Source organism: Streptomyces sp. NPDC001492 (genome assembly GCF_053597275.1).
The window spans coordinates 282,216-293,611 of the sequence record NZ_JBSFHW010000007.1 but is presented as its reverse complement, the minus strand read 5'-3'; the positions used below and the strand labels follow the sequence as shown (position 1 = coordinate 293,611).

The following is an 11,396-nucleotide window of genomic DNA, read 5'->3' as shown; positions in this document are numbered from 1 at the left end:
TTTTTTGGGGGGTGTTGAGTGGATTAAAGAGGTGTAAAAAACCAATCACAACACACCCCCCCCCCCCCCCGGGGGGGGGCGCGGGGAACTGCGCGATCAGCCCCCACCGGCCCGCGGTCGAACAGCAGCCCAGCGGCAGCTCAGCCGTGCAGCCGTGCCCCGCAATGCGGCCAAGGGCTCGCCCCCCGGCGGACGTACAGCTTCTTCGCGCGGGCCGTCTGTTCCGCCGGGGACGCGTCCTCGGGGCGGCCGGTGCCGCCGAGGCTCTGCCAGGTGCGGGACTCCAGCTGGTAGAGGCCGCCGTAGGTTCCCGAGGGGTCGACGGCGTGCGGGCGGCCGCCCGACTCGCAGGCCGCGAGGCCCTTCCAGTTGAGGTCGTCGGCGCCGCGCACGGACGTCGGGAGCGGTTTCGTGCCCACCTTCACGATCTGCGGCTGCGGCTCGCGCACCACCTCGGTGCCGGTCAGGCGCGGCTTCTGCCGGACTCCGTTGACGATCCGCAGGGAGTAGGTGATCCGCCGCAGCCCCGGCTGTCCCGCCCGGTCGACGACCTCCGTCCCCTTGAACAGCCCGGGGTCGTCCTCCCGCTGCACCTTGAACGGGATCTCCTCCTCGCGGACCTCCTTGGTGCCGGTGACCCGCAGCACGGTGACGGTCTGCCCGTCGCGCGGGAAGCTGTCCGCCGGGACGGAGGTGGTGTCCTCGCCGTGCAGGGAGATCCCGGCCTCCTCGACGACCTCCTGCACGGTCGCCGCGTTCGTGCGGACCGTGCGCGCGTGGCCGTCGGCCATGACCGTGACGGAGCGCTCGGTGCGCACGTCGAGCGCGAGCCCGGCGCGTCCGATGTGCCGGGAGCGCGCAGCGGACAGATACGCGCCCTGCGCCCGCACCCCCATCTCCTCCAGCGCCTCCTGCACGGTGTCCGCCGTCGTCCACACCTCGCGCCGGTGCCCGTCGATGGTGAGCCGCACGGGGCGCCCGTACTGCACCACGATCTCGTCACCGTCGCTGAGCGCCGTGCCGGGGGCGGGCGCGATCACGTCGTGCGCCCCCACGTCGACGCTCTCCTGTGCGAGCAGTTCGGTCACGTCGTCGGCGAAGGTGTGCAGGGTGCGCGGCTTGCCGTCGACGTTCAGCTCGACGGCCTTGTCCTTGGCGACGAACGCGGTGGTGCCGCCGGCCAGGAAGGCGACGACCAGCGCCTGCGGCAGCAGCCGGCGCATCGAGCCGTCCGGGAGATCGATGGGCCGCGCCCTGCGCCGGCGAGCGGCCCGGCGTCTGCGTCCTGTTCCGGCGCGCGCGGCGGGCGCGGGCAGTTCCTCGCCCGCCGCGCTCCCCACCTGCCGCGGAAGCGGCGGCTCGGGCACCAGGGCCGCTTCGTAGGCGGGCCGGTACGTGTCCTCGTACGCCCCGGGCACGCCGTAGGCCAGGGTCTGCGCGCTGTGCACGTCGTCGGCGTACGCCGGCGGATACGCCGGGTCGTACGCCTCATACGTCCCGTACTGCGAGTACTGCCAGTACTGCGAGTTGCTCACGCCGACACGCTCCAGGGGCCGTGGGGTCCAGAGGGGTCCGGATCGGGCACCAGAACCTAGCGGAGCCCGTATCACTCTCCAAAGCGGCGTGATGACAAAGAGTTACAGTGGTGACGGTGGCGAGTCCGTCCAGGCCTGATCGTAGGGTTATGAACGACTACCCTCAGTAGCCGAAAGCGCGGGCCGTGTTCGCCGCGAGGGCTGTCGCCAGCGCGTCCTCGTCGATGCCGCGCACGGCGGCCATGGCGCGCACCGTGACCGGAATGAGATACGGCGCGTTGGGCCGTCCGCGGTACGGCGCCGGTGTGAGGAAGGGCGCGTCCGTCTCCACCAGGACCAGTTCCAGGGGTGCCACGGCGAGCGCGTCCCGCAGATGCTGGGCGTTCTTGAAGGTGACATTGCCGGCGAAGGACATGAAGTACCCGGCGCGGGCGCACACCTGAGCCATCTCCGCGTCCCCGGAGTAGCAGTGGAACACCGTCCGCTCCGGAGCGCCCTCCTCCTTGAGGATGCGCAGCACATCGGCGTGGGCGTCGCGGTCGTGGATGACCAGGGCCTTGCCGTGCCGCTTGGCGATCTCGATGTGGGCGCGGAAGGAGGCCTCCTGCGCCTCCTTGCCCTCGGGGCCGGTGCGGAAGTAGTCGAGGCCCGTCTCGCCGACGCCCTTGACCTGGGGAAGCCCGGCCAGCGCGTCGATCCGTTCGAGCGCCTCGTCGAGCGCCACCGCGCCCCCCGCCTCGCGCGCCCCCTGCCTCGACCAGCCGTCGGGGTCGCCGTGGACGATGCGCGGCGCCTCGTTGGGGTGCAGGGCGACGGTCGCGTGGACGGCCTCGTACCGTCCCGCCGTCTCGGCGGCCCACTGCGAGCCCCGCACGTCGCAGCCGACCTGCACGACCGTCGTCACGCCCACCGAAGCGGCCTTCGCGAGGCCCTCCTCGACCGTGCCGTTCTGCATGTCGAGGTGGGTGTGGGAGTCGGCGACGGCCACCCGGAGGGGTTCCGGGAGCGGCGGCGCCGCGTTCTTCTCGACGGACTTCTCGCCGGAGCTGGAGGAGGGCATGCTCCGATCCTACGAAAGGGGCATGCCCGCCCCGCCGCCGGAGCGGTCAGCTCGCCTTGCGGTGGAAGGGGTGCAGAAGATCGGAGAGGTGCCAGTGGTGGTCGCGCTCGCCGGCCTCGGCGCCCTCGGCGGCCGCCTCCTGGGACTCGTTCCGCGGTGTGCGCCGCTGCTGCTTGTGCACCGCGTCGCGCACCGACGAGACCTGCCCGGGTCGCATGATCCGTACGACATGACTGTCGCAGTTCTGGCAGGTGGGCTTGGACAGCGGAGACGGCACGACCTGCCCCTCGGCCACGTACATCACGAACTCGTGGCCCTCGGCGTCGTTGTGGTGCTCTATCTCGTACGACTGCTCCCAGCCGTGCCCGCAGCGCATGCAGGCGAAGGAGTACGACTCGTGGACGACTGCGGTGGCCGCGCCGCGGAGGCCGGACTGCCCTGAGATCTCGCTCATGCCAGCTCCTCTTGATCTGCTGGACCAAGGGACGGGTGCGTCCCTTGGTCCAGTGGACGCTTCTGGCGGAGCGAATGCATCAGCCCTGTCGACTGTTGGAGGCGATTTGGATTTTCCTTGCCATACCCCCTCGCCCAGGGGGTCTGGGCTTTGCTTTTCACGACCTTGCTTTGCCTGTTTGTGGGGCGCTTGCTCAGGCGAGATGCGCCCTGCTCAGAGGGGGTGTGGCCGACTTCACGAAAGCCTCACGAACCACCGGCCGATTGGGCATTCTTCGCGGCGACAACGGCGTCGAACACTTCCCTTTTCGGCAGCCCGGCCTCTGCCGCAACCGCCGCAATGGCTTCTTTTCGCCGCTCCCCCGCCTCTTCCCGCACCCGCACCCTGCGCACCAGCTCGGCGGCGTCGAGTTCCTCGGGCCCCTTCTCCGGCGCGCCCTCGACCACGACGGTGATCTCACCGCGCACACCCTCGGCGGCCCAGGCGGCCAGCTCGCCGAGCCCGCCCCGCCTGACCTCCTCGTACGTCTTGGTCAGCTCCCGGCAGACGGCGGCACGCCGCTCGGCCCCGAAGACCTCGGCCATGGCGGCGAGGGTGTCGTCGAGACGGTGCGGGGCCTCGAAGTAGACGAGGGTGCGGCGCTCCTCGGCGACCTCCTTCAGGCGCGTCAGCCGCTCGCCCGCCTTGCGCGGCAGGAACCCCTCGAAGCAGAACCGGTCGACGGGCAGCCCGGACAGCGCGAGCGCGGTGAGCACGGCGGAGGGGCCGGGCACGGCGGTGACGCGGATGTCCTTCTCGACGGCGGCGGCGACCAGCCGGTACCCGGGGTCGGACACGGAGGGCATCCCGGCGTCGGTGACGAGCAGCACACGCGCACCGCCGACGAGTTCCTCGACGAGTTCGGGCGTACGGGCGCTCTCGTTGCCCTCGAAGTACGACACGATCCGCCCCTTGGGCGTGACGCCCAGGGCCTGCGTCAGCCGCCTGAGCCGCCGGGTGTCCTCGGCGGCGACGACATCGGCCCCCGCCAGCTCCTCGGCCAGCCGGGGCGGCGCGTCCGCGATGTCGCCGATGGGGGTGCCTGCGAGTACGAGGGTTCCGGTCACGCCCCCATCCTCCCAGGAGCCCACCGACGGGACGCATCCAAGCCCTTACCGCCCATGCACGGGACTCACACAGAACGGTTCCCTACGATGGCGCGGTGACCAGTACCGCGTCCTCCCCGGACACCCGGCAAGGCCAGAGCCCGCAGGACCAGCGGCCGTCGTGGCAGCAGCGGCTGCGCCGTTTCGGCTACACGGCCGGGCCGAGAAGCGACGTCCGCGAGCGTCTGGTGCCGCCGTACGTGCAGCCCAGCCCGCGGATGTGGCAGGTCCTCGGGGTGCCGCCGACGCTCGTCGAGCGGATCACGCGCTGGTCGGCCTGGGGCGGCCCGCTGCTGGTCACGCTGATGGCGGGCGTGATGCGCTTCTGGCACCTGGGCAGCCCGAAGGCGGTGATATTCGACGAGACGTACTACGCCAAGGACGCCTGGGCGCTCGTCCACCGCGGCTTCGAGGTCAACTGGGACAAGAACGCCAACGACCAGATCCTGGCGCTGAACGGGCACGTCAGGATCCCCACGGACGCGGCGTACGTCGTGCATCCGCCGGTCGGCAAGTACGTCATCGGGCTCGGGGAGCTGATCTTCGGGTTCAACCCGTTCGGCTGGCGGTTCATGACCGCGCTGCTCGGCACCCTGTCGGTCCTGATGCTGTGCCGTATCGGCCGCCGCATCTTCCGCTCGACCTTCCTCGGCTGCCTCGCGGGCGCGCTGATGGCCGTGGACGGACTGGCCTTCGTGATGGCCCGCACCTCGCTGCTCGACGGCGTGCTGATGTTCTTCGTGCTGGCCGCGTTCGGCTGCCTGGTCATCGACCGTGACAAGGCGCGCGAGAAACTCGCCGCCGCGCTCCCACCGGACGCCGACGGCCGGGTCCGCCCCGACGCGCGCATCGCCGAGACCACCCGCCTCGGATGGCGCCCGTGGCGCTGGCTGGCAGGCCTGATGCTCGGCCTGGCCATCGGCACCAAGTGGAACGGCCTGTACATCATGGTCGCGTTCTTCCTGATGGCGGTCCTGTGGGACATCGGCGCCCGCAAGGTGGCCGGCGCCGGGAACCCGTACAAGGCGGTGCTGCCGGACGCGGCCATCACGTTCGTGGCCACGGTCCCGGTCGCGATCGTCACCTACCTGGTCTCCTGGACCGGCTGGATCCTCTCCCCCACCAACGGCAAGGGCGGCTACTTCCGCAACTGGGCCGCCACCGACGGCAGGGGCGGCAACTGGACCTGGCTGTTCCCCGACTGGTGGCGCAGCCTGTGGCACTACGAGCACGAGGTCTACGAGTTCCACCGCAACCTGCACTCGCCGCACACCTACATGTCCAACCCCTGGAGCTGGATCGTCGACGGCCGCCCGGTCTCGTACTTCTACGAGTCCCCCTCGCCCGGCAAGGACGGCTGCCCCGTCGACGCGGGCCAGAAGTGCGCCCGCGAGGTCCTGGCGATCGGCACCCCGCTGCTGTGGTGGGTGGCCTGCTTCGCGGTCCTGTACATCCTGTGGCGCTGGCTGCTGCGCCGCGACTGGCGGGCGGGCGCCATCGCCTGCGGCATCGCGGCCGGTTATCTGCCCTGGTTCCTGTACCAGGAGCGGACGATCTTCTTCTTCTACGCCGTCGTCTTCCTGCCGTTCCTCTGTCTGGCGGTGGCGATGCTGCTGGGCGCGATCATCGGACCACCCGGGTCCAGTGACACCCGCCGGGTGGCGGGGGCGACGGGAGCGGGCGTACTGGTCCTGCTGATCGCCTGGAACTTCATCTACTTCTGGCCGCTGTACACCGGGACCGCCATCCCGATCGACGACTGGCGGTCGCGGATGTGGCTGGATACGTGGGTCTAGCTGGGCTGACGCCGTCATGGCGCGACCGACCGTGTCACGCCATGACGGTCGTTGTTGGTCATCAGCGGCGGTCGTTGGTCTCCCTCGGACGGCCCGGAGACGGCCCGCCCCGTGCGGTATCCGCGCAGATGGGCACGGCTTCATGTCCCTGGATGTCACAGGTATGCCCGGCTGTACCCACGGCTCCGTCGTAAGGCGTAAGTGGCAGCTACCTATAGGGCATTCACTGCCGACACTGGCAAAGGCGCGCGGGTCGTAATCTCGTTTCAAATCAGGCGGCCCGCACCGAACGCTGGCGCGGCCCCAGGACCAGCGGACACAGTCGCTCCGGGTCACCAGTCCAACGCACCTTCGGTGCCTCAAGGCTGTCGCGTCGGTTGGCTACGAGGCGGTCTTTGTCCCGATGCCGTGGGCGAGGAGGCTCTCGGCGGTCTCCGCGATGGTGTCCTCGATGGGACGGGCGCGCCATCCGAGGAGCTTCTCCGCCTTGGAGCTTGTGGCGTCGAGGTCCCGGCCGAGCTGGTGCTTGAGCAGGCGCAGTTCCGGGTTCACGATGCCCAGTGTGCGGGCGATCCACACGGGCAGTTCACGGGTCGGGGCCTTCGCGGCGCGCTCACCGAGGCGGTCGTGCAGGATGCGTGCGATGTCGATGACGCGCAGGCTGTGCCCGGCGATGGCCAGGAAACGTTCGCCGGCGGCTGCCGGATCGGTCATCGCGCGCAGGTGCAGATCCGCGACGTCGCGCACGTCGACGAAGCCCATCCCGAAGGGAGGGCACGCGGGAACCTGTCCTTCGAGCATTCTGCGGACCAGACGCAGAGATGGCGGGTCGTCCAGGCCGAGCAGGGGTCCAAGGACTCCCACGGGATGAACCGCCGCCAGTTCCAGGCCACCGCCTTCGTCATGGATGAACTGCCAGGCGGCGCGTTCGGCGAGTGTTTTGGACCGCTGGTAGGGCGGGATGTCGCTGTCGACGTCTGTCCAGTCCTCCTCGGTGAACGGGGTCGAGCGCGGGGGGTGCCCGATCCCGATGGCGCCGAAGGCGCTGGTCAGAACGACCCGGCGCACACCGGCGTTGCGGGCTGCGCGCAGCACCCGCAGGACACCCTCGCGCGCGGGGACCACCAGGTCGTCGTCGTTCGTCGGCGTATGGCGCAGGGTCGGCGAGGCGACGTGGAGGACGAAGTCGCAGTCGGTGACGGCAGCGTCCCAGCTCTCGGAGTGTTCGAGGTCGGCGCGCACGACGGTGAGCCGGTCGCCGTCGAACGGTGTGGCCGCGTGCAGCCAGGAGCGCAGCGCCGGCTCGCGCCGCAGGTCGCGGACCGTGGTGCGGACGGTGTGCCCGGCATCCAGCAGGGCCTGGATGCACCAGCTTCCGATGAATCCAGTTCCTCCGGTGACCAGTACCTGTGTCATCTGTCTCTCCTTCAGCTCTCGGCTCGTGCGGTAAGGGATGCCGGCGGGTGCGTCGCACGGTGGCGCTGGGTGGCGGCCACGCTGCTTCCGAGGAGGGCGTGGCCGATCATGATCGGGTAGATGACGGCGCGCTCGAACAGGCCGATGTTCCACATCCAGCCGGTGAACACATCGGTCATGAAGAGGGGGAATGCGATCAGTCCGGCGGTGCCGAGCGCGGTGCTCGCGATCGAGCGGCCCCTGGTGAGACCGATGCGGGTTCCGCTGGTTCCGACGGCGATCGCCATGATGTTGCCGGCGAGCATGACGCCCTGCGCGCCGACGGTGTGGAAGGCGATCAGGCCGTTGTCGGCGTTGGCGTTGGAGCCCTGGAAGATGCCGACGAGCGAGACTCCGACACCGGCGAGGACGGCGAGGCTCACGATGACGATGGGGCGGGCGGCCTTGCGCGGGTCGAACACGAGGAACGTACCGACGATCAGGAGGGTGCCGTAGATCACCCAGCCGGTGTCCATGACGGCACCGAGGGGGAGTTGGCGACCTGCCCGAACGCGGTCTGCGGCGGGCCGGTCAGGCCGAGGTGGCTGACCCAGTTGTACAGGGGCGAGTACGGCGGGTCCTGCCATGCGGCGGCAGTGATGAACTCGGCGACCCAGGACACGAGCGGGCCGACAAGGATGAGGAGGGCTCCGGCGCGGGCAGCGGCGCCGGAGCGGACGATGGGGTTCATGCGAGAGCCATGCCGGGAACGCGCTCGCGGATGGCCTCCATCTCGGCCTCGTCGGATACGCCCTGCCAGTCGTGGCGGGGGGTGTACGGGGTCTCCAGGGCGCGCACGTCCTCGTCGGTCAGCGCGATGTCGAGAGAGACCACGGCCTCGTCGATCTGCCGGATCGAGCCGGCGCCGACCAGGGGTGCGGTGACGACCGGCTGGCGGCGCAGCCAGGCGAGCGCGACCTGTGCGCGGCTGACGCCGTGTGCGGCGGCGACCTTCCCGACGGCGTCGATGATCGCGTGGTTGGATGCCTCCTCGGCCGGCGAGTAGAGCAGGTCCGCGTATGCGCCGTCCGTCTCGGAGCGCGCCGTCGAGCGGGCATCGTCCCATGCGCGGGCGAGACGGCCGCGGGCCAGCGGCGACCAGATGATCGTGCCGACGCCCTCGTCCAGGCACAGCGGGATCATCTCCCGCTCCTCCTCGCGGGCGAGCAGGTTGTAGTGGTCCTGCATCGACACGAACCGTGCCCAGCCGTGCTGCCTCTGCAGGTGCAGCGCCTTCGCGAACTCCCAGGCGTGCATGGACGAGGCGCCGAGGTAGCGGACCTTGCCGGCCTTCACGAGGTCGCTGAGTGCCTCCAGCGTCTCCTCCCACGGAGTGGCGTGGTCGTTGCGGTGGATCTGGTAGAGGTCGATGTAGTCCGTGCCGAGGCGGCGCAGCGAGTGGTCGACCTCGGTCATGATCGCCTTGCGCGACAGGCCGCGGCCGTTCGGTCCCAGCCGCATCGGGTGGCGCAGCTTGGTGGCGATCACCACGGCATCGCGGTCGGCGAAGTCCTTGAGCGCGCGGCCGAGGATCTCCTCGCTGGAACCGTTGGAGTACATGTTCGCGGTGTCGAAGAAGTTGATCCCCGCCTCCAGTGCGTGCCTGATGAGCGGGCGCGCGTCCTCCTCGCCCTTCGACCAGACGGGATGCCCGCGGTCGGGTTCGCCGTAGGTCATCGCACCGATCGCGATCGGGGACACGTCGAGGCCGGTCATGCCGAGCTTGATGTAATGCATGACGCTCCTTAAAGTATGCGGAGAGCTCTCCACATAACGTAGTGGAGAGCTCTCCACTTAGCAACGTGAGGTCCCGTGGTCCGTTCAGACGCCCGTGAGAACAGGGCACGCATCCTCGCCGCCGCACGCGAAGCGCTCTCCGCGGACGGCAGCACGTCCATGAACCAGATCGCCCAGCGCGCCGGAGTCGGCGCGGGCACCCTGTACCGCAACTTCCCCACACGCGAGGCGCTCGTCCTGGCCGTCAACCAGGACGAGGTGGCACGCATCACCGGCACCGTGCCCGACCTACTGGCCCAGATGGCGCCACTGGAAGCCCTCCGGCACTGGACGATGGACCTCGTCGAGGCCATGCGTCGAAAGCACGGCCTCGGCGACGCACTCACCCCGGGCGTGCACCAGGCGATCAGCGAGCAGAGCTACGGGCCGGTCATCGCCGCGATCACCGAACTCCTCGACGCCGGCAAGAAGGACGGAAGCATCCGTGAGGACGCCGCACCTGGGGACTTCCTCCAGCTGACCGGCGCGTTGTGGCGTGCCGCATCCAGCCCCGTGGACCGGGCCCCCCACATGCTCGCGCTCATCCTCGACGGACTCCGTACGCACCGGTAGTGGAGGGCCTCACGGCTGCAGGGGTGCGCTGCCGTGCCGGCAGGCGATATCGCGGAAGGTCGGGATGCCCAGGTCCACGGCGGTGCTGCGGCGGGCTTGTTCGGCATCCAACTGGGCGAGCTTGTCCTGGGCTCCCGCAAGGCTGACTTCAAGTCCTTCCAGCTCGCCAAGCCAGCCCTCGCGTTCGGCCTCGATGATGCGGGCGAGGAGGTTGTCGCGGATCTCGACCAGGCGGCCGCGCTGGTCGGGGTCGGGGCGGAGCATCGAGCAGCGGACGCAGGCGTGTTCGTGGATGCACGCGGTGCCGAACGCGCGGGCGCAAATGCCGATGGAGAGCTTGCGGCGCTCAAAGTGGCCAAGGAAGGCATCCCACTCCTCCGTGGTGGGGGTGCGGGCGCTTCAGCAGTGGTTCGGCTACGTCCTTTCCGGCCGTACCGACCAGCAGAAGATCCTGCTCATGGTCGGCCCGTCCCGTTCCGGCAAGGGCACCATCGCCCGCGTCCTCAAAGAGCTGGTCGGCAAGGAGAACCTCGCTGGTCCGACCCTGGCCGGACTCGGCACGAACTTCGGGCTGTCCACCCTGATCGGCAAGCCGCTCGCGGTCATCTCCGACGCTCGCCTGTCCGGCAACGAAAACAGCCAAGTCGTCGAACGGCTGCTGACCATCTCGGGTGAGGACACCATCGACATCGACCGCAAGTACCGCGAGGTGTGGACCGGCAAGCTACCCACCCGGTTGGTGATTCTGTCCAACGAGCTGCCGCACTTCGGCGACTCCTCCGGCGTCATCGCCAAACGGTTCGTGCTGCTCAACATGCGGGTGTCATGGCTGGGCAAGGACGACCCCACCCTCTTCGACCGGCTCGTGGCAGAGATGCCGGGCATCCTCAACTGGGCCCTGGACGGCCTCGCCCGCCTCCAGCAGACGGGGCGGATCACCGAACCGGCATCCAGCCGCGAAGCGGTCACCACCATGCAGGACACCGCCTCACCCACGTCCGCGTTCGTCCGCGAGCGCTGCACCACCGGACCCACGTGCAGCGTGCCCGTGGATGCGCTGTGGACGGTCTGGCGGGAGTGGGCCGAGGACAACGGCGTGCGCCCCGGCACGAAGCAGGTGTTCGGTCGGAACCTGCTCTCCGTGGTCCCCCAGCTCAGCCGCTCCCGTCCCCGCGACGCGTACGGCCGGCAGGTGGTCACCTACACCGGGGTCACGCTGAACCTGTCCGAACCACATTTGTCTGAGTCGCGACTCATCGCGTCTCAAGGCCCCTCTGAGCGCCGCTGAGTCGCGACTCAGAGCAATGTATTTCCAACTCGCGGAGGACTCAGTGAGCGCGCCCGCCCCCGCCAAGTCCGACCCTCGCGCCGCTCTCCGAGGTGGCCTCCCGGACCGGTACCTCACCCCCGACGACATCGCCGCGATGTTCGAGGTGCCCCTCGAAACCGTCTACCAGTGGCGCACGAAGCGGACCGGCCCGCCCGGCTTCCGCATCGGCAAACACCTTCGCTACGACCCCGCCGACGTGCACGCCTACGTCACGGGCCGCAAGGACGCCGACCGCAACGCGGCCTAGCCGAACACCCAACAAAGACAGCAGG

The 11,396-nt window shown here is 69.7% G+C and carries 13 protein-coding genes; 4 read left to right on the top strand and 9 right to left on the bottom strand.

From position 1 onward, the window contains the following. Positions 1-140: 140 nt before the first annotated feature. The 4 genes from ACWC1K_RS12520 to rsmI all read right to left on the bottom strand — a co-directional run bounded on the left by ACWC1K_RS12520 (position 141) and on the right by rsmI (position 4,155). The gene (locus ACWC1K_RS12520; RefSeq protein ID WP_450830752.1) at positions 141-1,535 is read right to left on the bottom strand and encodes a ubiquitin-like domain-containing protein; all 1,395 of its coding nucleotides are present in this window, start codon (positions 1,533-1,535) and stop codon (positions 141-143) included. Positions 1,536-1,698: 163 nt separating this feature from the next. Further along, positions 1,699-2,595: a TatD family hydrolase gene (locus tag ACWC1K_RS12515; protein ID WP_450830751.1), complete on the bottom strand. Its 897-nt coding sequence runs from the start codon at positions 2,593-2,595 to the stop codon at positions 1,699-1,701. A 46-nt stretch (positions 2,596-2,641) separates the two neighbouring features. Continuing rightward, complete coding sequence (locus ACWC1K_RS12510; RefSeq protein WP_450830750.1) at positions 2,642-3,049, bottom strand: hypothetical protein; 408 nt, start codon at positions 3,047-3,049, stop codon at positions 2,642-2,644. A gap of 245 nt (positions 3,050-3,294) precedes the next feature. Beyond that, on the bottom strand, positions 3,295-4,155 hold the full coding sequence (rsmI, locus tag ACWC1K_RS12505; protein WP_450830748.1) for a 16S rRNA (cytidine(1402)-2'-O)-methyltransferase: 861 nt from the start codon (positions 4,153-4,155) through the stop codon (positions 3,295-3,297). A 95-nt stretch (positions 4,156-4,250) separates the two neighbouring features. On the opposite strand from rsmI, the gene ACWC1K_RS12500 reads away from it, so the two are divergent. Further along, positions 4,251-5,990, top strand: coding sequence for a dolichyl-phosphate-mannose--protein mannosyltransferase (locus tag ACWC1K_RS12500; protein ID WP_450830746.1), 1,740 nt, complete (start codon positions 4,251-4,253; stop codon positions 5,988-5,990). 381 nt (positions 5,991-6,371) lie between these two features. Here the strand turns inward: ACWC1K_RS12500 and ACWC1K_RS12495 are convergent, their stop codons facing one another. The 4 genes from ACWC1K_RS12495 to ACWC1K_RS12480 are packed head-to-tail and all read right to left on the bottom strand — an operon-like array spanning position 6,372 to position 9,182. After that, a complete protein-coding gene (locus ACWC1K_RS12495) occupies positions 6,372-7,406 on the bottom strand; it encodes an SDR family oxidoreductase (protein WP_450830744.1) in 1,035 nt (344 codons plus the stop codon). 11 nt (positions 7,407-7,417) lie between these two features. Continuing rightward, positions 7,418-7,921, bottom strand: a complete 504-nt coding sequence (locus ACWC1K_RS12490) for a hypothetical protein (RefSeq protein ID WP_450830742.1) — start codon at positions 7,919-7,921, stop codon at positions 7,418-7,420. After that, the gene (locus ACWC1K_RS12485; RefSeq protein WP_450830741.1) at positions 7,903-8,136 is read right to left on the bottom strand and encodes a hypothetical protein; all 234 of its coding nucleotides are present in this window, start codon (positions 8,134-8,136) and stop codon (positions 7,903-7,905) included. The genes ACWC1K_RS12490 and ACWC1K_RS12485 overlap by 19 nt, the downstream gene beginning before the upstream one ends. After that, complete coding sequence (locus ACWC1K_RS12480; protein WP_450830739.1) at positions 8,133-9,182, bottom strand: aldo/keto reductase; 1,050 nt, start codon at positions 9,180-9,182, stop codon at positions 8,133-8,135. Before ACWC1K_RS12480 ends, ACWC1K_RS12485 begins: the two co-directional genes overlap by 4 nt. A gap of 75 nt (positions 9,183-9,257) precedes the next feature. Between ACWC1K_RS12480 and ACWC1K_RS12475 the strand changes: the two genes are divergently transcribed. Beyond that, positions 9,258-9,794 carry a TetR/AcrR family transcriptional regulator gene (locus ACWC1K_RS12475; RefSeq protein WP_450830737.1) on the top strand — a complete coding sequence of 179 codons (537 nt, stop codon included), beginning with the start codon at positions 9,258-9,260 and terminating at the stop codon, positions 9,792-9,794. A 9-nt stretch (positions 9,795-9,803) separates the two neighbouring features. Here the strand turns inward: ACWC1K_RS12475 and ACWC1K_RS12470 are convergent, their stop codons facing one another. Next, positions 9,804-10,058 (bottom strand): hypothetical protein, encoded by a 255-nt coding sequence (locus ACWC1K_RS12470; RefSeq protein ID WP_450830736.1) that lies wholly within the window; start codon positions 10,056-10,058, stop codon positions 9,804-9,806. Positions 10,059-10,182: 124 nt separating this feature from the next. Between ACWC1K_RS12470 and ACWC1K_RS12465 the strand changes: the two genes are divergently transcribed. Further along, positions 10,183-11,082: a DNA primase family protein gene (locus tag ACWC1K_RS12465; protein ID WP_450830734.1), complete on the top strand. Its 900-nt coding sequence runs from the start codon at positions 10,183-10,185 to the stop codon at positions 11,080-11,082. A 16-nt stretch (positions 11,083-11,098) separates the two neighbouring features. Next, a complete protein-coding gene (locus ACWC1K_RS12460) occupies positions 11,099-11,371 on the top strand; it encodes a helix-turn-helix domain-containing protein (RefSeq protein ID WP_450830733.1) in 273 nt (90 codons plus the stop codon). Positions 11,372-11,396 lie beyond the last annotated feature (25 nt).

Bases quoted from the DNA above. Each gene is read 5' to 3' on its own strand.
- ACWC1K_RS12490 (WP_450830742.1), bottom strand. From the start codon at position 7,921: ATGGACACCGGCTGGGTGATCTACGGCACCCTCCTGATCGTCGGTACG.
- ACWC1K_RS12510 (WP_450830750.1), bottom strand. From the start codon at position 3,049: ATGAGCGAGATCTCAGGGCAGTCCGGCCTCCGCGGCGCGGCCACCGCA.
- ACWC1K_RS12515 (WP_450830751.1), bottom strand. From the start codon at position 2,595: ATGCCCTCCTCCAGCTCCGGCGAGAAGTCCGTCGAGAAGAACGCGGCG.
- ACWC1K_RS12470 (WP_450830736.1), bottom strand. From the start codon at position 10,058: ATGCTCCGCCCCGACCCCGACCAGCGCGGCCGCCTGGTCGAGATCCGC.
- ACWC1K_RS12485 (WP_450830741.1), bottom strand. From the start codon at position 8,136: ATGAACCCCATCGTCCGCTCCGGCGCCGCTGCCCGCGCCGGAGCCCTC.
- ACWC1K_RS12495 (WP_450830744.1), bottom strand. From the start codon at position 7,406: ATGACACAGGTACTGGTCACCGGAGGAACTGGATTCATCGGAAGCTGG.
- ACWC1K_RS12480 (WP_450830739.1), bottom strand. From the start codon at position 9,182: ATGCATTACATCAAGCTCGGCATGACCGGCCTCGACGTGTCCCCGATC.
- ACWC1K_RS12460 (WP_450830733.1), top strand. From the start codon at position 11,099: ATGTATTTCCAACTCGCGGAGGACTCAGTGAGCGCGCCCGCCCCCGCC.